The organism is Micromonospora sp. NPDC005174 (genome assembly GCF_040608495.1).
GTDB lineage: Bacteria > Actinomycetota > Actinomycetes > Mycobacteriales > Micromonosporaceae > Micromonospora.
Map to the genome: position 1 here is coordinate 70,166 of NZ_JBEXIJ010000024.1, position 19,812 is coordinate 89,977.

Sequence of the window (19,812 nt, forward strand, 5' to 3'; positions counted from 1 at the left end):
TCACCGCGCGCCGAGGTCGTTCAACGCCTTCTCGGCGCCCCGGTGCAGCGGCACCGGCAGGGTCCTGCGGGCCTTATCCAGCGAGATTCCCTTGGCCGCCGGATTGGCCTGGGCCAGGACGTCGCGCTTGTCGAACACCGTCCGGGTGATCGCGCAGGCGACGTTGGCGTCCAGGTCCTTGCGGACCAGCAGCACGTTGGGCACGACGATGGTCGGGGTGTCGGTCGCCGTCCGGTACACGTCCCGACCGATCGTGCCGCTCTGGTAGCCGGGGCTCAGCGCGGTCAGCTTCGGCAGCAGCGGCGAGATGTCGACGAACGTCACCGTGTCGCCGGCGGTGGTGAACAGGTCCGTCACGCCGGTGGTGGGCAGGCCACCGGACCAGAAGAAGCCGTCGATGCTGCCGTCCTTGACGCCGTCGACAGTCTTCGCGAGGTCGAGTCGCTGCGCCCGGACGTCCTTGGCCGGGTCGAGTCCGGCGGCCTCCAGTAGCCGGTTCGCGATCACCTCCGTGCCGGACTTCGGGGAGCCCGTGGAGATCCGCTTGCCGCGCATGCCGGCCACCGAGGTGATCTGAGAATTCTTGCGGACCACCACCTGCGTGTAGTTGTCGTAGAGGCGGGCCAACGCCTGCACCGGCTGCGGCGCGTTGAAGCTGCCCTTGCCCTCGACCGCGTTGACCGCCGTGTCGAAAAGCGAGAACGCCACGTCGTACTGGCCGCCGACCAACTGCTCGACGTTCTGCACCGACGCGCCGGTCTCGGCGGCGGTGCCGGTGAGCTTGCCGCCTGTCGCACCGGAGAGCTGCCCGGCCAGGGCGTTGCCGACGCCGTAGTAGACGCCCGTCGAGTTGCCGGTGGCGATGCCCACGCGGGTCTCCCGGGCCACCTCGCAGGTGACCGCGCTGGCCGTGTCGTCCTCGGCCGCGCCGCCCTTCTGCCCTCCGCAGCCGGTGACGCCCGTCAGGACGAGGGCGAGCGCGCTCACACCCGCCGCGAGTCGTACGTCGATTCGTCTCACAGTCTCTCCTCAACAGGATGGGGCGATGATCGGTCGGCGGATCGGCGGCGCAGGAAAACACCCGTCGCCGCGACAGCGGCCAGCGCCGCGCCGAGGGCGACCGGCACGGGTTCGAGCCAGAGCAGCGTGACCCCGCCGAGCGCGCCGAGCACCCGCTCCGGCGCGCCGGCCGGGCCCACACCGGGCAGCCAGCCACCGGCGGCGACGGCGAGTACCGCCACGCTGAGCGCGGTGACCACGGCGGCGACGGCGATCCGCCCGACACCGCCGATGCCGAGCAGGCCCAGCCCGGTCGGGGTGATGACGAACGCGATCGGGGTCAGGTACGCCGGCAGCGCGTACCGCAGGGTCTGCCACATGGTCGGCACCAGCCGGCCCCCGGTGACGGCGGCGGCGGCCACGGCCGCGAGCGCGGTCGGCGGGGACACCTCGGACAGCACGGCGAAGTAGAAGACGAACATCGCCGCGGCGGGCGCGGCCACGCCCAGGTCGAGCAGGGCCGGGCCGACGATCACCCACCCGATCACGAACGAGGCGGTGACCGGCACGGCCAGGCCCAGCAGGCTGAGGGCGACGGCGGCGAGAAGCGCCGTCAGCACCAGGACCAGCGTCGGGTCCGAGGTGGCCGCCTGCGCCCCGCCGATCAGCAGTGCCGCCGCCTGCGGCCCGAGACCGGTCTTCGTGGTGGTCGCCGTGATGATGCCGGCGGCGGCGCAGACAGCGGTGACGGCGAGGACCCCGCGTACGCCGGTGACCAGCGCGGTCGCCAGCCGGGCCGGGGTGAGCCGGTGCGTGCGGTCCAGCCACGACAACGCGGCGGTGAGGATGATGGCGAAGACCACGGCCCTCGTCGCCGAGACACCGACCGCGAGGAACACGATGATCGCGATCAACGAGGCGAAGTGGTAGCCGAACCGGCCCAGCAACCGCCACGGCGAGCCGACGTCGAGCACGACCGGTCGTACGCCCGACCGGCGGGCGTCGATCTCCACGGAGAGCAGGATGCCCAGGTAGTAGAGCACCGTCGGCACCGTGGCCCAGCCCAGCACCGCGAGGTACGAGACGCCCAGGTACTCGGCGATGATGAACGCCGCCGCACCCAGGGTGGGCGGGGAGAGGATCGCGCCCACGCCCGCCGCGGCCAGCATGCCGCCGGCGCGTTCCGGGGGATAGCCGGCGCGACGCAGCAGCGGCCAGGTGACCGCGCCGATGCTCACCGTCGTCGCCGCGCCGGAGCCGGAGACCGTGCCGAGCAGGAAGCCCGAGGCCACCGCCGTCCGACCGGCGGCGGTACGGGAGCGACGGAACGCGGCAGCCGACAGGTCGACGAAGAACCGCCCGGCCCCGGACAGCTCCAGCACCGCCCCGTAGATGGTGAACAACACGATGTACGACGCGGCCACGTCCAGCGGGGTGCCGTAGAAGCCGCTGTCGGAGTTGTAGAACGCGTCGACGAGTTGACTGAAGTCGAGCCCCGCGTGCGCGACCGGCCAGGACTGCGGCAGCAACCCGCCGTAGTAGCCGTACCCGAGGAACAGCAGGCAGACCGCCGGCAGGATCCAACCGGTCGTACGTCGGCACGCCTCCAGCAGCAGGAGCAGCAGCACGGTGCCGAGCACCAGGTCGGTCGGCGCGAGCAGGCCCTGCCGATCGAGGAACGCGTTGTAGCCGCCGCCACCCGTGCCGATCGTGATCGGCAGGACGGGGTAGAGGCAGGCCGCCACGGTCAGGGCGACCAGCAGCCAGTCGACGACGGTGGGCCGGGTGCTGCCGGTGCGCTCGGTGTGGTCGGCGTCGTCGGCGGGGTCGGCGTCGTCGGTGTCGTCGGCGCGGTCGGTTTGGTCGGCGCGGTGGGCGTCGTCGTCGCGTCGTCGTGGCCTGCGCAGACGGGCCCAGCGCGGCAGGTCGGCCGGGTAGGCGAGGAAGACCAGCGGCAGCACTCCGGCCAGGAAGATGATCAAATAGTATTTGCTGCCCTGCGCAAGCGGACGGAACACCTGCCAGAGGGCCAGCGCGCCGACCGCCAACGCGACCGTGCCGAGGAGCAGAGCCGCCGGCCCGGACAGCACCCGCCCGGGCTTCTCGTCCTCGAACTGGGCCGCCATGTCCCGGGTCGCGCGCTCGGCCGCCTCGGCCGGCCCGTGGCCCTTCGCCGGTGACGAGGACTCGGCCGGTGGGCGTGGTCGGGGCGGTCCGTCGCCGGTGCTCGTGGCGGCTGTGCCGCTGGCCTTCGTGGCGGGTTCGCCGCTGGCCTTCGTGGCGGGTTCGTCGGCGGCCTTTGCGGCGGGTTCGTCGGCGGCTTTCGTGGCAGGTCCGTCGGCGGATGAGTTGGCTGCTCGGGCGGCTGACGGCGGGCCATCGGGCGAGCTGACGGGCGACACAAGGGGACGATACCTGTCGATCAGCTGATCCGGTGCGGCATTGATCGGCGTTTCGTTCCCGGCGGGTCTGCCGCGGCGTATTTGCGTGGAGGGGTGTCGGACCCGGCGGTTAGGGTCGGGCGGTGACTACCGGGCGACCACTGATTCGGGCTCGTGGGCTGGTGAAGCGGTTCGGTGACTTCACCGCCGTGGACGGCATCGACGTCGAGGTGCAGTCGGGTGAGGCGTTCGGTTTCCTCGGGCCGAACGGCGCGGGCAAGTCGTCCACCATGCGCATGATCGGCTGCACCTCCCCACCGAGCGACGGGGAGCTGCGCATCCTCGACCTGGACCCGGTGGCCGACGGGCCGGCGATCCGGGCCCGCCTCGGCGTGTGCCCCCAGCTCGACAACCTCGACCCGGAGCTGACCGTTCGGGAGAACCTGACCGTCTACGCCCGCTACTTCGGCATCTCCCGGCGGGCGGCGCGGGCGCGTGCCGACGAACTGCTCGACTTCGTCCAGCTCACCGAGCGCGCCGACAGCAGGGTCGATCCGCTCTCCGGCGGGATGAAGCGCCGCCTGACCATCGCCCGTGCCCTGGTCAACGACCCGGACATCGTGCTGCTCGACGAGCCGACCACCGGGCTCGACCCGCAGGCCCGGCACCTGGTGTGGGAGCGTCTGTTCCGGCTCAAGCAGCAGGGCGTCACGCTGGTGCTCACCACGCACTACATGGACGAGGCCGAGCAGCTCTGCGACCGGCTGGTGGTGATGGACGGTGGGCGGATCGTCGCCGAGGGCTCACCCCGCGCACTGATCGCACGACACTCCACCCGCGAGGTGGTCGAGCTGCGCTTCGCCGCCGAGTCGCAGGCGCCGTTCGCCGACAAGCTCGACGGGCTGGGGGAGCGGGTCGAGGTGCTGCCCGACCGGGTCCTGCTCTACGTACCGGACGGCGACGCGGCGGTCACCGAGGTGACCGCGTTGGGGTTGCAGCCCGCCAACGTCCTGGTGCGGCGCAGCAGCCTGGAGGACGTCTTCCTGCACCTGACCGGCCGCACCCTCGTCGACTGAAGCGCCGCGATTGGCGGCCGGTGTGGTCGAGCCGCGCCGATCGGCGGCCGGTGCGGGTGAGCCGGGGCGATCGGTGGTTGCTCAGCGGCATTCATGCCGGCGTGTCGTGCTGGTGAGCAGCCAACGATCATCGCGCTCTGGCCCAGCTGAGGAAGCGGTCGGTCAGTCGGTCGCTGTCCGGGAGGTCGCCGGCCGCCTCGTCGAGCAGCGTCGCGAGGTAGACCAGCAGGCCGGTCCGGTTCTCGCGGTACTCGCCGAGCAGCGCCAGCCGTGCCGGCGAGCACGGCCACGCCGCGCCGCAGACCCGGCAGCGCCACGACGGACGCGCCGCCACGTGTGGACGGTAGCGGGGCATCGGCGCCTCCCCTGGTCGTAGCCGGTGTGCTCGATGGGTGGGAGCGCCCCGGATCGGGGGTCACGGGGCGCTCCCGGCCTGGTTCCGCCCGCCGTCCGTTCCCGTGAGCGGTTCCGCTGCGTGACAGTCTGGTGATGGTCCGACTACGGTGGGAGGTTCCGCGCGCCGACGACAGGCGCGTACGAGGGTCGGCCCGGCACGGTACGAAGATGTACGGAGGTTGTCCGTGGAGAGTTCGTCCATGCTGGAGCACTTCGCGGAGGAGCTGAGGCTGGCCCGGGCAGCCGGTGGCCTGTCCCAGGCGGCGCTCGCCGAGGCGTTGAGCTACTCGGGTGCGCTGGTCGCCAAGGTGGAGACCTCCGAGCGCCGGCCGAGCCTGGACTTTGCACGTCGCTGTGACGTCGTGCTCGCGGCCGACGGCAGGTTCGAACGCATCCAACGGCGGATCAGCCGGGAGACCGTCGTGCCGTGGTTCCGCGACTGGGCGGGCATCGAGCAGGAGACCACGGCACTGCGCTCGTTCGAGCCGCTCTACCTGCCGGGCTTGTTGCAGACCGAGGGGTACGCCCGCGCCGTCCTGGCCGGTGCCGGGCTCTTCGCAGCCGATGAGGTCGAGCAGCAGGTGACCGCCCGGATCGACCGGCAGGGCGTTCTCACCCGGGCCCGGCCACCGCTGCTCAGCGTGGTCGTCGACGAGTACGTGCTGCGCCGGCAGGTCGGTGGGCCGGAGGTGATGTGCGAGCAGTTGCGACACCTGACGAAGATCGGCGCGGCCCTGCCTCGGGTCAGAATCCAGGTAGTGCCACTGTCCACCGGTGCTTACGCTGGGCTCGATGGTCCCTTCGTGATCGCCACCACGGCCACCGGTGAGGATGTCGTCTACCTCGACGGGCAGCGTCATGGGCAGGTCATCGACCGGTCCGAGTACGTCCGGCAGATGGTCGAGGTCTGGGAGTCGATCCGCGGTGAGGCACTATCGCAGCAGCAGTCCCTCGACCTGATCGCGGAAGTGGCGGAGACATGGAATTGACCGGCGCTCGGTGGCGCAAGAGCAGTCGCAGCAACGGCAGCGGTGGCAACTGTGTGGAGGTTGCCGACAACCTTTCGGGGCTGGTGGCCGTACGTGATTCGAAGGACCCGGATGGCCCGGTGCTCGTCTTCGAGCCCGAGGCGTGGCGCGCGTTCGTCAGCCTCGGTGCCGGTGTCCGATAGGTGGCTGGACGGTCGCGCGGCCCGCACAGTCCCAAGGTCCACTCGGCTTCCCGCAAACCGGGGCGTCTGCGGGATCGGAACGCACCGCTTCCCGGGAAGCCGAGTTGATCTGCCATGAGGCACTGGCGCAGCAGTAACCATTCGACAAAAGCGCAGGAAGTGGCGGAGACATGGAGCTGACCGGCGCTCGGTGGCGCAAGAGCACTCGCAGCAACGGCAGCGGCGGCGCGTGTGTGGAGGTCGCGGACAATCTGCCGGAGGTCGTGGCCGTTCGTGACTCCAAGGACCCGGGCGGGCCGATGCTGGTCTTTCCGCCCGACGCGTGGCGCGCCTTCGTCGGGTCCGGCGCCGCCCGGAGGGTGTGATCCACACCAGGTCGCCGATGTGGGGGTGTCCGGGCGATGGGATGCCGCCACATCGGGGATCTGGAGTGGATCGTCGCGCGGGAGAGCCGCTGGCACGGCGCGTGGAGCCGCCGAAACCCCGGCGACACGTCGACGGGGTCGCCGTAGGGTGGCCGGGCGACTTGTCGTACCCCGGGGGTAGGAAGGTCGGGGACGGGGGTGGTCATGGTGGGTGTGGCGGAGCGGGCGCGGGCGCCGTGGGCGCCGGCGGCCGCGGTGTTCGGCTACTACCTGGTGGGGCTGCGCCGCACCTGGCGGGCCGGGGTCTTCTCGTCGTTCCTCCTGCCGCTGCTGACCGTGCTCGGCTTCGGTGTGGGCGTCGGGGGCTACATCGACCAGGGTGTCGGCGGCGTGCCCTACCTCGACTGGCTGGTCCCCGGGCTGATCGCCTCGACCGCGCTCCAGGTGACCGTGGGTGACTCGACGTGGCCGGTGTTCAGCAACTTCCAGTGGATCAAGAGCTACCAGGCGCAGAGCGCGTCGCCGCTGCGCGTGGGCGACATCCTGGCCGGGCACCTGGCCTTCGTGCTGTTCCGGGTGGTCACCTCGATCGCGGTGTTCCTGCTGGTGACCGGGTTGTTCGGGGCGTTGCGCTCACCGTGGGCGGTGGTCACCCTGCCGGTGGTGGCGTTGCTCGGGCTGGCCGTGGCCGCGCCGACCTTCGCCTACGCCGCGGTGGTGTCCAGTGACAGTTGGCTGGCGATGCTGTTCCGGTTCGCGGTCATCCCGATGAGCCTGTTCGCCGGGGTGTTCTTCCCGGTCGAGTCGCTGCCCGAGGCGTTGCGGTGGCTGGCGTACGCGACGCCGCTCTGGCATGCCGTCGACCTGTGCCGGGCGGCCACGCTCGGTGTCGCCCCACAGTGGTCGATCGTCGGTCACCTGCTCTACCTGGCCGCCTGGGCGGTCGCCGGGTGGCTGCTCGCGCTGCGCACCTTCCGCCGCAAGCTCGTCGTCTAGGGGGTCTCGTGATCACGCTGGTCCTGCCCCGACTGGTCGACGTCTCCGGCGCGTCCCGCCGGTCGGCGTCGGTGATCGGGCGCAACGTCGCGGCCCTGAAGTCGGTCTACTGGCTGCTGCTGCTCTCCGGCTTCGTGGAACCGCTGCTCTACCTGTTCTCCATCGGCCTGGGGGTGGGGACGCTGGTCGGGGACCTGCCGCTGCCCGACGGGCGGCTGGTGTCGTACGCCGAGTTCGTGGCCCCGGCGATGCTGGCCTCCTCCGCGATGACCGGGGCGCTCTCGGAGACCACGTTCAATTTCTTCGGCAAGATGAAGTACATGAAGCTGTACGACGGGATGATCGCCACCCCGGTACGGCCGTTCGAGATCGCCCTCGGTGAGCTGGGGTGGGCGATGCTGCGCGGGAGCGCATACTCGGCCGCGTTCCTCGGGGTCATGGTCGCGCTCGACCTGACCACCGTGACCCGGGCCGTCACCGCGCTGCCGGCGGCGGTGCTTGTCGGGTTCGCGTTCGGCGGGCTCGGCATGGCGGTCTCCACGGTCATGCGCAGTTGGCAGGATTTCGACCTGGTGGGGTCGGTCCAGTTCACCCTGTTCTTCTTCTCGGGCACGTTCGTGCCGGCGCAGGCCTATCCGACGCTGCTGCACTGGCTGGTCGAGGTCACCCCGCTGTACCGGGCGGTGCACCTGATCCGCGGGATCACGTTGGGCGTCGGCGGCTGGCTCTGGCTGCTCGACGTGCTCTACCTGCTGGCGCTGATGACGGTCGGGCTGGGCGTGGCCGCGCGTCGGATGGGCAGGTTGCTCTACAAGTAAGGGTTATCCGAGCCCGTCGACGGGGCATGTCCGCAGGTGACACCGCCGACGATGAGGAGGGGCGATGGCCTCGGACGAGTCTTCCGCCCAGCGCGAGCGCGACTCCAGCGCGCATGACAGCAGCGCGCACGACAGCAGCGCCCGCGATCGCAAGCACGGCCGGAGCGAGCATGATCCGCGCACACAGGCCCGCACTGAGCGTGACAGTGCCAACGCGCCGGTCGGGCCGGACGCGGGCCCGGACAGCCCCACCGACCTGCCCGGTAGTGGCTGGAAGGCGGCGTTGCGCCGCACCGTCAGCGAATTCCAGGACGACAGCCTGACCGACTGGGCGGCGGCGCTCACCTACTACGGGGTGCTGTCCATCTTCCCCGGGCTGCTGGTCCTGATCTCGATTCTCGGCCTGCTGGGCACCAGCGCCACCGAGGGCGTCAAGGACACGGTCAACCAGGCGGTGCCCAACGACAGCATCCAGAAGATCATCGAGGAGGCGATCAAGCAGGCGCAGGGCAGCGGTGGGCTGGCCAGCGTCGCCGCGATCATCGGTCTGGTGGCCGCGTTCTGGTCCGCGTCCGGGTACGTGGGCGCCTTCATGCGTGCCTCGAACACCATCTACGACGTGCCGGAGGGCCGGCCGATCTGGAAGACGCTGCCGATCCGGCTCGGCGTGACCGCCGTGATCGGGGTGCTGCTGCTGGCCAGCGCGGTGATCGTGGTCTTCACCGGCCGGTTGGCCGAGGTGGTCGGCGACGCGATCGGCCTCGGCTCCACTGCGGTCGCGGTGTGGAACGTCGCCAAGTGGCCGGTGCTGCTGATCCTGGTCAGCCTGATGTTCGCCATCCTCTACTGGGCCTCGCCGAACGCGCGGCACGGCGGCTTCCGCTGGGTCAGCCCCGGTGGGGTGCTGGCCGTGGTGATCTGGCTGCTGATCTCCGGTCTGTTCGCCTTCTACGTGAGCAACTTCGGCTCGTACAACAAGACGTACGGGGCGCTGGCCGGCGTGATCATCTTCTTGATCTGGTTGTGGCTGACCAACATCGCGATCCTGCTGGGTGCCGAGTTCGACGCGGAGTTGGAGCGTGGCCGGGCCATCTCGGCCGGTCACCCGGTCGACGACGAGCCGTACCTGGAGCTGCGCGACGACCGCAAGCTACGCAAGAAGGGCACCGCGCACACGGGCGGCTGAGCCGCCCCACCCGACACGAACCCGCCCCGCCAGCCAAGAGCCGCTGGTGGGGCGGGTTCGTGTCGGTCGATGAAACTGCGCGCGAGCGCCCGCGGGCTCGCCGTTATCCTTTTCTTGATCCACTTTAAGCTTTTGTTCCTTCGGACAAAAGTTGGGAACGGAACGGTTGAAGCTCTGGACAGGCGGCGAGGAACGCTCCTACTGTGTCGGACACAACACATCGGCGTTGCGTCGATGTGAACGAGTCCGATGAAGAGGTGAACCCCGCGTGCGGACCGTCGACCCCCTGCACGTCCGACTGTTGCGGTTGCTCCGCGACGAGGGGGCCGTGTCCCGCGCCGAGCTGGGTGACCGGCTCCAGATGCCGCGCCCGCGCCTGCTGGCCGAGCTGGACCGGCTGGTCGCGCTGGGGTACGTGGCCGAGGCCGGTTTCGCCGCCTCCCGGGGCGGGCGTCGTTCGACGCTCGTCGAGCTGAACCCGAAGCTGCGCTTCGCCGCCGTCGACCTGGGCGCCAGCTCGATGGACGTCGAGGTGGTCAACGGCCGCCTCGAACCGGTGGCCCACTACGCCGAGGCCGCCGACATCCGCAGCGGCCCGAAGGTGACCCTGCAACGGGTCAACGAACTGCTGCACAAGGCCCGGGTCGACGGGGCGTACGAGCGGCTGGACGCGGTGGGCATCGGCGTACCCGGGCCGGTCAGCTTCCGCGACGGCGTCCCGGTGTCGCCGCCGATCATGCCGGGCTGGGACCGGTTCCCCGTGCGCGAGCTGCTCAGCCGTGAGCACGGTTGCCCGGCGGTCGTCGACAACGACGTCAACATCATGGCCATCGGGGAACGCCACGGCGGGGTCGCCCACTCGGTGGACGACTTCCTCTTCGTGAAGATCGGCACCGGGATCGGCTGCGGCATCTACCTCACCGGCGAGGTCTACCGCGGCACGGACGGCTGCGCCGGGGACATCGGCCACATCCAGGTCGACGCGCACGGCCCGATGTGCTCGTGCGGCAACGCGGGCTGCCTGGAGGCGCTGTTCAGCGGCGCCGCGCTGGCCAAGGACGCGACCGCCGCCGCCCGCAGCGGGGTGTCGCCGGCCCTGGCCGAGCGGATGAGCCTGCGCGGCGTGGTCACCGCCCTGGACGTCGCCGAGGGTGCCGTCGAGGGTGACGTGACCTGCATCCAACTCATCCGCGACGGCGGACGGCGGGTCGGCGGCGTGCTCGCCGGCCTGGTCAGCTTCACCAATCCGTCGATGATCGTGATCGGCGGCGGGCTGGCCCAGCTCGGGCACATCCTGCTCGCCGAGATCCGCAGCGTGGTCTACCGCCGGTCGCTTCCCCTGGCCACCGGCAACCTGCCCGTCGTGCTGTCCGAGTTGGGTGGTCGGGCCGGTGTCGCCGGCGCGGCCGTGCTCGCCAGTGACGTCGCCTTCGGGGAAGCATCGTGAGCGAGGAGGAGACCGTGGCCCTGTCCGACGAGACCGCCACCACCGGGTCGGCCGACGCCGACACCGACGCGCCGCTGGTCGAAGCTCCCCCCGACACCGTCGCGGGCGAGGTCGTCCTGCGCCTCACCGACGTGGTCAAGACCTTCCCCGGCGTACGCGCCCTCGACGGCGTCCAGCTCGAGGTCCGCGCCGGCGAGGTGCACTGCCTGCTGGGGCAGAACGGCGCCGGCAAGTCCACCCTCATCAAGGTGTTGGCCGGGGTGCACCAGCCGGACTCCGGGCTCGTCGAGTGGCGCGGCGAACCGGCCACCTTCACCAACCCGCAGGCCGCCATGAAGGCCGGCATCGCGACCATCTACCAGGAACTCGACCTCGTCGAGGACCTGTCGGTCGCGGAGAACGCGTTCCTCGGGCACGAATACCGCAGCCTCGGCTTCGTTCGGCGCGGCCGGATGGCCCGACACACGCGGCAGATCCTCAGCCGGTTGGGTCACGGCGAGATCCCGCCCGGGCGGATGGTCCGCTCCCTGCCGGCGGCAGGCAAGCAGATCGTCAGCATGGCGCGGGCGCTGTCGCACGAGGCGCGACTGATCATCATGGACGAGCCGAGCGCGGTGCTGGCCCACGACGAGGTCGGCAACCTGTTCCGGATCATCCGCGAACTGACCGCCCAGGGCATTGCCGTCATCTACATCTCCCACCGCATGGAGGAGATCCGCGAGATCGGCGACCGGGTCACCGTACTCAAGGACGGCCGGACCACGGCGGCGAACCTGCCGGCGCGCGACACCCCGACCCGCGACCTGGTCAGCCGGATGACCGGCCGGACCATCGAGTACGTCTTCCCGGACCGGCCGGCCGACGACACCGCCGGCGCCAACCTGCTCCAGGTGGAGGGGCTGACCCGCACCGGCGAGTTCGCCGACGTCTCGCTGAACGTCCGGGCCGGGGAGATCGTCGGCATCGCCGGCCTGGTCGGCTCCGGCCGCTCCGAACTGCTGGAGACGATCTACGGCGCCCGGCTGGCCGAGGCCGGCACGGTGCGGATGGACGGCAAGGTGCTGCGCCCCGGCGTCGGCGCGGCGGTACGGGCCGGCATGGGCATGGCCCCCGAGGAGCGCAAGAGTCAGGCGCTGCTGCTCGGTGAGCCGATCTACCGCAACGTCACGCTCGCCACCTTCGGCCGGTACGCGCGGCTGGGCTTCACCAACGCTGCGGCCGAACGCGCCGAGGCCGACCGGATCGCCGAGACCCTGGAGCTGCGGCCCCGGGACGTCGACCGGCCGGTACGCACCCTCTCCGGCGGCAACCAGCAGAAGGTGGTGGTCGGCCGGTGGCTGCTCGGTGGCACCAAGCTCCTGCTCCTCGACGAGCCCACCCGAGGTGTGGACGTGGGCGCCCGGGCTGAGCTGTACCAGGTCATCCGCTCACTGGCCGCGCAGGGCGTCGGCGTGCTGCTGGTCTCCAGCGAGGTGCCCGAGGTGCTCGGCCTGGCCGACCGGGTGCTGGTGATGCGGGAAGGGCGGGTCGTCCGCGAAGCCGCGGCCGGCGAACTCGACGAGAACACTGTGCTTGACCTCGTGATGGCGGGGTCCTTGATGGAAGGCGCACCGGCATGAGCGACGCGACTCCCACACCCACCGCGACACCGGAGCGCCCGCAGCTTCCGGCGCAGTCGCCGCCGGTGGACCCGGCGGAGACGGCGGTGGCCAGCGATAAAGCGGTATCCACCGGCAAACTCTCCTGGTGGCGGGGCGACGGCGGCGACGGCGCGAAGCGCAACCTCGGCCTGATCGGCGTGCTGGCCGCGCTCATCGTGGTCGGCGCGATCACCAAGCCCGAGCTGTACGGCGACCCGAACTGGGTCTGGAACAACGTCCTGGCGATCCTTCAACTCGCCTCGGTCGTCGGCGTGGTCACGGTCGGCATGACCTTCGTGATCATCGGCGGTGGCATCGACCTCTCGGTTGGAGCGATCGTCGCGCTGGCCGGGGTCTGGTGCACCACGGTGGCCACCCAGAGCTACGGCGCCGGCGGCATGATCTTCGCGGCCCTCGCGGTCGGCATCTGCGTCGGCCTGGTCAACGGCGTCCTCATCTCGTACGGCAGGTTGGTGCCCTTCATCGCGACCCTCGCGATGCTGGTGGCCGCGCGCGGCCTGGCGGCGTCGATCTCCAACAAGCAGACCCAGGTGTCGAGCAGCACCTTCATCAACGACATCGCCGCCCGCAAGGTCATCGGAATTCCGATCCTGGTCTACATCCTCGGCGCGGTGGTGTTGGCCGGATGGGTCCTGCTCAACCGGACGACCTTCGGCCGGCGGACCATCGCCGTCGGCGGTAACCCGGAGGCCGCCCGACTGGCCGGCATCAACGTCCGCCGGCACACGATGCTGCTCTACGCGCTCTCCGGTCTGTGCTGCGGCATCGCCGCCATCATGCTCACCTCGCAGGCCACCTCGGCGCAGGCGGCGATGGCCAACCTGTACGAGTTGGACGCGATCGCCGCCGCGATCATCGGCGGGACGCTGCTCAGCGGTGGCCGGGGCACGATCGTCGGCTCGCTGCTCGGCGTCATCATCTTCGCCACGATCACGAACCTCTTCGCCATCAACGGCCTCTCCATCGAGGCCCAGAACATGGTCAAGGGCGGCATCATCGTCGGCGCCGTCCTGATCCAGCAGTTCAAGTTCAAGTCCGTCACTCGGCTCCTCGCGCGGAACAGGGTCACCACCGCAACCTGACGCACCGCACCGTTGTCCTGGCGACGTCGAGATCTTCGACGGTGGCCGGACCTCGCACACCCTCACCCAGATGAAATCCCGCTCCCAGGAGGTCGTTCATGACCCAGAACAGTCGCGACCTGTCGCGCCGCCGGTTGCTCTTCGGTGGCGCAGCGGTCGGCGCCGCCACCCTGCTGACCGCCTGCACCAGTAACGAGACCCCGGCCGCCAGCACCCAGACCAAGGCCGCCGGAAACGCCGAGGGCAACAACGCTCCGGGCAAGAAGGTCGTCATCGGCTTCTCCGCCCCCGCCGCCGACCACGGCTGGATGGGCGCCATCCACGCCAACGCCAAGGCCCAGGCCGCCGCGTACTCGGACGTGGAGTTCAAGGAGGTCGACGGCGGCTCGAACTCGGAGGCCCAGCGCTCCACGCTCGGCACCCTGATCGCCCAGAAGCCGGACATCATCGTCGTGCTGCCGCACGATGGCAAGGAGGTCAACGCCGTTGCCCTCCAGGCCATGCAGGCCGGTATCCCGATCGTCAACCTCGACCGGGCGTTCCCCGACGCGCTGGCCTCACGGCTGGTGATCAAGGGCGACAACTACGGCATGGGCGTCTCCGCCGGGCACTACATCGGCAAGCAGCTCAAGGACAAGGGTGTCGCCAACCCGGTCATCGGTGAGATCGCCGGTCTGGAGATCCCGCTGACGGTCGAGCGCAGCGAGGGCTTCAAGGCCGCGCTGGCGACGTACGGGTTCAAGGTGAGCAACCGGCGCTCGGCCGAGTTCACCTCGGACAGCGGCCAGCGCGAGGCGGCCCAGCTGCTCCAGGCGCTGCCGAAGATCGACGCGATCTGGAACCACGACGACGACCAGGGCATCGGTGTGCTCGCGGCCGTCAAGCAGGCCAACCGGTCCGAGTTCTTCATGGTCGGCGGCGCGGGCTCCAAGCTCGCGATCGACGCGATCAAGGCCGACAACTCGGTGCTCAAGGCGACGGTCACCTACAACCCGTCGATGGCGTCCTCGGCGATCTCGCTCGCGCGGCTCATCGCGCAGGGTCGGGGCCTGGGCGACCTGACGGAGCTGCAGGTGCCCAAGGAAGTGACCCTCGCCTCCGAGACGATCACCAAGGAGAACGCGAGCAGCTACGACAAGCTCGGGTTCTGACATACCGGGGGGAGACCCACCTTGTCCACGACAGACAGAGAACTGCGGATCGGCATGGTCGGTTACGCGTTCATGGGCGCCGCGCACTCACAGGCGTGGCGCACCGTGAACCGCGTGTACGACCTGCCGGCGCGGGCCCGAATGGCGCTGATCTGCGGCCGGGACACCACAGCGGTGTCCGACGCCGCTGACCGGCTCGGCTGGGACGCGTACACGACGGACTGGCGCGACCTGGTCAACCGGGACGACATCGACGTGGTCGATGTCTGCACCCCGGGCGACAGTCACGCCGAGATCGCCCTCGCCGCGTTGGCCGCCGGCAAGCACGTCCTGTGCGAGAAGCCGCTGGCCAACACGGTGGCCGAGGCACGGGCGATGACCGCTGCGGCGGACACCGCCCGCGCCGCCGGGGTGCGGTCGATGTGCGGGTTCAACTACCGCCGGGTCCCCGCGGTCACGATGATGCGCCAGATGGTCGCCGACGGACGACTCGGGGTGATACGACACGTCCGAGCGACGTACCTGCAGGACTGGATCGTGGACCCGCAGTTCCCGCTGGTCTGGCGGTTGCAGAAGGACAGGGCGGGCTCCGGCGCGCTCGGTGACATCGGTGCGCACATCATCGACCTGACGCAGTTCGTCGTCGGCCAGCAGATCACCGGCGTCAGCGCGATCACCGAGACGTTCGTCAAGGAGCGGCCGTTGCCGGCCGAGTCGAGCGGGTTGGCGGCCTCTGTCGACGGCAAATCGGCCGACGGCAACGGTCCGGCCACCGGCGCGGTCACCGTCGACGACGCCGCGGTCTTCGTGGCCCGGCTCGACGGCGGCGCCCTCGCCACGTACGAGGCGAGCCGTTTCGCCACCGGTCGCAAGAACGCCCTGCGTGTCGAGATCAACGGCTCGCTGGGCAGCGTGGTCTTCGACCTGGAGCGCCTCAACGAGTTGGAGTTCTACGACGCCACCCGGCCGACGCTGGAGCAGGGCTTCAGTCGAATCCTGGTGACCGAGGGCGACCACCCGTACATGTCGGCGTGGTGGCCGCCGGGCCACATCATCGGCTACGAGCACTCCTTCACCCACCAGATGCGCGATCTCATCGAGGCGATCGCCACCGGCACCGACCCGGCGCCCTCGTTCGCCGACGCGTTGCAGGTCCAGCTCGTGCTGGACGCGGTCACCCGCTCGGCGGAGACCGGCTCCTCGTGGACCGACGTGGAACCGGCGCTGACCGTGGTCGCCGTCTGACCCCCTGACCATCCGCGACGGCGGTGCTCGCACCGCCGTCGCCCGACCGGCTTTCCGGAGCCGACCGGCGAGGGACCGGCCGCGGTTTGCGCCCCGCGGCCGGGACGAGGTCGGCTCCGGAGAGTGTGCAGCCGGGCCCTTTCGGGCCCGGTGGCGCACGAGCAGGACGGTCGTCCGGTGCGACCGGACCGGGATTCCCCGGCCGCACCGGAGGACCGCCACCACCCCCCCCTGGCGATTCGGAGGTCCCGATGACATCGCCCGCCGCTGCCCCCACCCGCGCCACTGGCGTCCGCCGCTCTCCGGCGGACCGTACGTCGGTCGACGATCCGGTGGGCGCGGCAACCTGAGACGTCCGGTCGGGGCATGCCAACGCCCCGACCGGCGGATGCGGGGGAGGCAGGGTCGAGACGCCGACCGACCCTGCCTACCAGCCCCGTCTGCCCGTACCCGTGCCGGGAGCCGGCCCGTCGTCGTCGCCGCCGACGCCGACGCCGGAACCGGTGTCCCACCGGTACGGGTCGGGCGGGCGGGGCCCCATCCACCTGGTCCGAAACTTTTCCGAAACCGGGCCGTATCTTTCCGAAACATATTCTGATATTCCTATATTTAGCGGTACCGACGGTTCCTCGTGAATGGGGAAGGAGCACCATGCGAACAGGTGTCTGGCTGGTAGGAGCGCGGGGTTCCGTCGCGACCACCAGCATCGTCGGGGGGCTCGCGCTGCGAGCCGGCCTGGCCGGGCCGACCGGCTGCGTCACCGAACTACCGGACCTGCGCGGCCCCGCCCTGCCGCCCTTCGCGGACCTGGTCTTCGGTGGGCACGACGTGGCCACCACGCCGTTGAGCAAGCGGGCGGAGGCGCTCGCCGACACCGGTGTGATACCCGGCCGCCTGGTGGCCGCGCTCCGCGACGAGCTGGCAGCCGTCGAGCAGGACCTGCGCCCGGCCCCGGTCGGCGCCACCCAGGCCGACCGGGTCGCGACAGTCGTGGACGACCTCACCGCCTTCCGCACGCGCCATCGGCTGGACCGCGTGGTGGTGGTCAACGTGTCCGCCACCGAGGCCGCGCCTCGACCGCACCCGGGGCACGCCGACCCGGCCGCGCTGCGCGCCGCCCTCGACGGTCCGGACGAGGTGCTGCCACCCAGCTCCCTGTACGCGTACGCCGCCCTGCTCGCCGACTGCCCCTACGTCGACTTCACGCCGTCCACCGGACTGCGGCTGCCGGCGCTGGCCGCGTTGGCCGAGGAGCGCCACCTGCCGTACGCCGGGCACGACGGCAAGACCGGCGAGACCCTGGTCAAGTCGGTGCTCGCGCCGATGTTCGCGATGCGCAACCTCGCCGTACGCTCCTGGTCCGGGATGAACCTGCTCGGTGGCGGCGACGGCGCAACCCTCGCCGACCCGGCCGCCAACGCGGCGAAGGTGCAGAGCAAGCAGCGCGTGCTCGGTGAGACGCTGGGCTACGTCCCGCAGGGCAACACCCGCATCGAGTACGTCGAGGAACTGGGCGACTTCAAAACCGCCTGGGATCTGATCACCTTCGCCGGTTTCCTCGGTACCGGTATGCGGATGGAGTTCACCTGGCACGGCTGCGATTCGGCGCTGGCCGCGCCGCTCGTGCTCGACCTGGCCCGGCTCACCGCTGCCGCGCACGCCGCCGGGCTCGTCGGACCGCTGGCCGACCTGGGTTTCTTCTTCAAGGACCCGCTCGGCACGCCAACCCACTCGCTGGCCGAGCAGTGGGCCCGGCTGACCGACTTCACGCAGCGACTGCACGCCGGCCGGGACGGTGACCATGACAACGCTGGCTGACCTGGCCGAGCTGGTCCGGGCGCCGGCCGCGCTCTCGGTCCCCGGTGACGTCGTGGCCGGGGCGGCGGCGGCCGGCGCGCTCGGTCCGCGTACCCCCGCCCTCGCGGGCGCGTCGGTCCTGCTCTACTGGGCCGGCATGGCCGCCAACGACTGGGCCGACCGGCGGCTCGACGCCGTCGAACGCCCCGAACGGCCGATCCCGAGCGGCCGGATCACCCCGACCGCCGCGCTGGGTCTCGCCGCCGGCCTCACCGCCGCCGGCGTGGGCCTGGCCGCCGTCGTGGGCGGTCGCCGCGCCGCCGCGCTCGCGGTGCCGCTGGCCGCCAGCATCTGGGGGTACGACCTGCTGGCCAAGAACACCGCCGCCGGTCCCGCCGTGATGGCCGCCTGCCGAGGGCTGGACGTGCTGCTGGGCGCATCCGACGGCCGGCTGGTGCGGGCGCTGCCCTCGGCGGCCACCGTCGCGGCCCACACCTGGACGGTCACCGCACTGTCCCGTCGTGAGGTCAGCGGCGCGGACGCCACCCTGCCGATGCGGACGCTGGCCGGCACCGCCATGGTCGCCGCGAGCGCCGCCGTCGCCGTACCCGGCGCACGTCGGACCGCCGACACGGACATTCGCTGCGCTGCCGATGTCGGAGCCGGGCCGGCCGGGGCCGACGGACGGGCCGCCGTGGGTACGGGCCGAGCCTGGTCGACCGGGATGGCCGCCGCGCTGCCCGCGGTGCTGGCTGGGTGGTACGCCGCCCGCTACGGCGCGGCCCAGGCCCAGGTGGTCCGTGATCCCTCGGCCGGAAAGGTCCGCGCCGCGGTCGGGGCCGGGATCACCGGCCTGCCCGCCCTCCAGGGAGCGCTCACCGCCCGTGGCGGCGCGGGCCTTCTCGGGCTCGCCGTCGCGGCGGCCGCGCCGCTGGGCCGCCGGCTGGCCCGGAAGGTCTCACCGACATGACGGTGCCGCAACCGCGACCTGCCCAGCCCGCAGCCGCGCAGGCCCCGACCCCGCAGGCCCCGACCGCGCAGGCCGGCTCACCGGTGGCCGACGCGGCGACGCTGCGCCTCGGGTACGGCACGAACGGCTTCGCCAACCACCGGCTCGACGACGCGCTCGCCGTCATCGCCGACCTCGGCTACGACGGGGTGGCGCTCACCCTGGACCACGATCACCTGGACCCGTTCGCGCCCGGGCTCACCCGCCGGATCGCCGCGGTCGGTCGACGGTTGTCCGAGCTGGGTCTCGGGGTGGTGATCGAGACCGGGGCCCGCTACCTGCTCGACCCCTGGCACAAGCACGCTCCGACGCTGCTGCACGACGACCCCACCCGGCGGATCGAGTTCCTGCGCCGGGCGGTGCGGATCGGTGCCGACCTGGGCGCGGAGGCGGTCTCCTTCTGGGCCGGTGTCCGGCCGGACACGGTGTCGCCGCAGTGCGCGTGGGACCGGCTCGTGGCCGGCTGCGCCACAGTTGTCGACGCCGCCGACAGCGCGGGCGTGACCCTCGGCTTCGAACCGGAGCCGGGGATGCTGGTGCAGGACATCGCCGACTGGCGTCGACTGCACGCGGCGCTCGGCGGACCGACCCGCCTCGGCATCACCCTCGACATCGGACACTGCCGGTGCCTGGAGCCGTGGCCGGTGCCGCAGTGCGTCGCCGAGGTGGCCGAGCACCTGGTCAATGTGCAGATCGACGACATGCGCCGGGGTGTGCACGAGCACCTGGAGTTCGGCACCGGCGAGATCGACTTCCCACCGGTGCTGGCCGCTCTGGCGGACACCGGCTACCGCGGCCTGGTCGCGGTGGAACTACCCCGCGACTCGCACGCCGCGCCCGCCGTGGCCGCCCGGTCGATCGAGTTCCTGCGGGCCGCCGCGACGGTCGGTGCCCGGCCCACCGGGGGCGAGGTCCCCGCTGACGTCCTTTGCTCTGCTTCAACGGAGGAAACAGCGACCGTCCGATATTCGAACACCGGCCGTCTCCTGGAGTGAAGCAGAGCAAAGGACGTGCCTGGGGTGCCCGCCGCGC

General features: G+C 71.3%; 18 protein-coding genes. 15 read left to right on the forward strand and 3 right to left on the reverse strand.

What is annotated here, in order from left to right; all coding sequences use genetic code 11:
• Together ABZU91_RS23600 and ABZU91_RS23605 are read right to left on the reverse strand one after the other, a co-directional pair.
• Complete coding sequence (locus ABZU91_RS23600) at positions 1-1,020, reverse strand: TAXI family TRAP transporter solute-binding subunit (RefSeq protein ID WP_355244240.1); 1,020 nt, start codon at positions 1,018-1,020, stop codon at positions 1-3.
• Positions 1,017-3,401 (reverse strand): TRAP transporter fused permease subunit, encoded by a 2,385-nt coding sequence (locus tag ABZU91_RS23605; RefSeq protein ID WP_355244243.1) that lies wholly within the window; start codon positions 3,399-3,401, stop codon positions 1,017-1,019. The genes ABZU91_RS23600 and ABZU91_RS23605 overlap by 4 nt, the downstream gene beginning before the upstream one ends.
• A gap of 122 nt (positions 3,402-3,523) precedes the next feature.
• Between ABZU91_RS23605 and ABZU91_RS23610 the strand changes: the two genes are divergently transcribed.
• Positions 3,524-4,456, forward strand: coding sequence for an ABC transporter ATP-binding protein (locus ABZU91_RS23610; RefSeq protein WP_355244246.1), 933 nt, complete (start codon positions 3,524-3,526; stop codon positions 4,454-4,456).
• Positions 4,457-4,583: 127 nt separating this feature from the next.
• Here ABZU91_RS23610 and ABZU91_RS23615 read toward each other — a convergent pair whose 3' ends face one another.
• Positions 4,584-4,790 (reverse strand): flavin reductase, encoded by a 207-nt coding sequence (locus ABZU91_RS23615; protein WP_355244249.1) that lies wholly within the window; start codon positions 4,788-4,790, stop codon positions 4,584-4,586.
• A gap of 247 nt (positions 4,791-5,037) precedes the next feature.
• On the opposite strand from ABZU91_RS23615, the gene ABZU91_RS23620 reads away from it, so the two are divergent.
• From ABZU91_RS23620 to ABZU91_RS23685, 14 genes are all read left to right on the forward strand, one after another.
• On the forward strand, positions 5,038-5,841 hold the full coding sequence (locus tag ABZU91_RS23620; RefSeq protein ID WP_355244252.1) for a helix-turn-helix transcriptional regulator: 804 nt from the start codon (positions 5,038-5,040) through the stop codon (positions 5,839-5,841).
• Positions 5,832-6,023 carry a DUF397 domain-containing protein gene (locus tag ABZU91_RS23625; RefSeq protein WP_355244254.1) on the forward strand — a complete coding sequence of 64 codons (192 nt, stop codon included), beginning with the start codon at positions 5,832-5,834 and terminating at the stop codon, positions 6,021-6,023. Before ABZU91_RS23620 ends, ABZU91_RS23625 begins: the two co-directional genes overlap by 10 nt.
• Positions 6,024-6,193: 170 nt before the next feature.
• Positions 6,194-6,388 (forward strand): DUF397 domain-containing protein, encoded by a 195-nt coding sequence (locus ABZU91_RS23630; protein WP_355244256.1) that lies wholly within the window; start codon positions 6,194-6,196, stop codon positions 6,386-6,388.
• A 204-nt stretch (positions 6,389-6,592) separates the two neighbouring features.
• Positions 6,593-7,384 carry an ABC transporter permease gene (locus ABZU91_RS23635; RefSeq protein WP_355244259.1) on the forward strand — a complete coding sequence of 264 codons (792 nt, stop codon included), beginning with the start codon at positions 6,593-6,595 and terminating at the stop codon, positions 7,382-7,384.
• A gap of 8 nt (positions 7,385-7,392) precedes the next feature.
• Entirely contained in the window at positions 7,393-8,202 is an 810-nt protein-coding gene (locus ABZU91_RS23640; RefSeq protein WP_355244262.1) for an ABC transporter permease, read from the forward strand.
• A gap of 64 nt (positions 8,203-8,266) precedes the next feature.
• Positions 8,267-9,388, forward strand: a complete 1,122-nt coding sequence (locus ABZU91_RS23645; protein WP_355244265.1) for a YihY/virulence factor BrkB family protein — start codon at positions 8,267-8,269, stop codon at positions 9,386-9,388.
• A gap of 268 nt (positions 9,389-9,656) precedes the next feature.
• A complete protein-coding gene (locus ABZU91_RS23650; protein WP_355244268.1) occupies positions 9,657-10,835 on the forward strand; it encodes an ROK family protein in 1,179 nt (392 codons plus the stop codon).
• 74 nt (positions 10,836-10,909) lie between these two features.
• Positions 10,910-12,454: a sugar ABC transporter ATP-binding protein gene (locus tag ABZU91_RS23655; protein WP_355244329.1), complete on the forward strand. Its 1,545-nt coding sequence runs from the start codon at positions 10,910-10,912 to the stop codon at positions 12,452-12,454.
• Positions 12,451-13,578, forward strand: a complete 1,128-nt coding sequence (locus ABZU91_RS23660; RefSeq protein WP_355244271.1) for an ABC transporter permease — start codon at positions 12,451-12,453, stop codon at positions 13,576-13,578. Before ABZU91_RS23655 ends, ABZU91_RS23660 begins: the two co-directional genes overlap by 4 nt.
• 98 nt (positions 13,579-13,676) lie before the next feature.
• Positions 13,677-14,729 carry a substrate-binding domain-containing protein gene (locus ABZU91_RS23665; protein WP_355244274.1) on the forward strand — a complete coding sequence of 351 codons (1,053 nt, stop codon included), beginning with the start codon at positions 13,677-13,679 and terminating at the stop codon, positions 14,727-14,729.
• Positions 14,730-14,750: 21 nt separating this feature from the next.
• On the forward strand, positions 14,751-15,974 hold the full coding sequence (locus tag ABZU91_RS23670) for a Gfo/Idh/MocA family oxidoreductase (protein ID WP_355244277.1): 1,224 nt from the start codon (positions 14,751-14,753) through the stop codon (positions 15,972-15,974).
• A 651-nt stretch (positions 15,975-16,625) separates the two neighbouring features.
• Positions 16,626-17,792 carry an inositol-3-phosphate synthase gene (locus ABZU91_RS23675; protein ID WP_355244279.1) on the forward strand — a complete coding sequence of 389 codons (1,167 nt, stop codon included), beginning with the start codon at positions 16,626-16,628 and terminating at the stop codon, positions 17,790-17,792.
• The gene (locus ABZU91_RS23680) at positions 17,776-18,741 is read left to right on the forward strand and encodes an SCO3242 family prenyltransferase (protein WP_355244282.1); all 966 of its coding nucleotides are present in this window, start codon (positions 17,776-17,778) and stop codon (positions 18,739-18,741) included. Before ABZU91_RS23675 ends, ABZU91_RS23680 begins: the two co-directional genes overlap by 17 nt.
• Complete coding sequence (locus tag ABZU91_RS23685; RefSeq protein ID WP_355244285.1) at positions 18,738-19,775, forward strand: sugar phosphate isomerase/epimerase family protein; 1,038 nt, start codon at positions 18,738-18,740, stop codon at positions 19,773-19,775. The genes ABZU91_RS23680 and ABZU91_RS23685 overlap by 4 nt, the downstream gene beginning before the upstream one ends.
• The last annotated feature ends 37 nt before the right edge of the window (positions 19,776-19,812 follow it).